Here is a 243-nt window from a genome sequence, read left to right on the forward strand (position 1 = left end):
TTTGACGTGGTGATATGGATGACGGATGGCTGGCCGCTGTATGAATCCCGCCTGAAGGGAAAGCTGCACGTAATCAGCAAACGATATACGCAGCGAATTGAGCGGCATAACCTGAATCTGAGGCAGCACCTGGCACGGCTGGGACGGAAGTCGCTGTCGTTCTCAAAATCGGTGGAGCTGCATGACAAAGTCATCGGGCATTATCTGACCATAAAACACTATCAATAAGTTGGAGTCATTACC

The 243-nt window shown here is 50.2% G+C and carries 1 protein-coding gene; it reads left to right on the plus strand.

The features are described from left to right. Positions 1 to 228: IS1 family transposase (locus tag OGY33_RS00010; protein ID WP_286570887.1), on the plus strand; the 228-nt coding region annotated here is incomplete at its 5' end. Positions 229 to 243 lie beyond the last annotated feature (15 nt).

Source organism: Citrobacter sp. Cpo032 (assembly GCF_030332975.1).
GTDB classification, from domain to species: Bacteria; Pseudomonadota; Gammaproteobacteria; order Enterobacterales; family Enterobacteriaceae; genus Citrobacter; species Citrobacter portucalensis.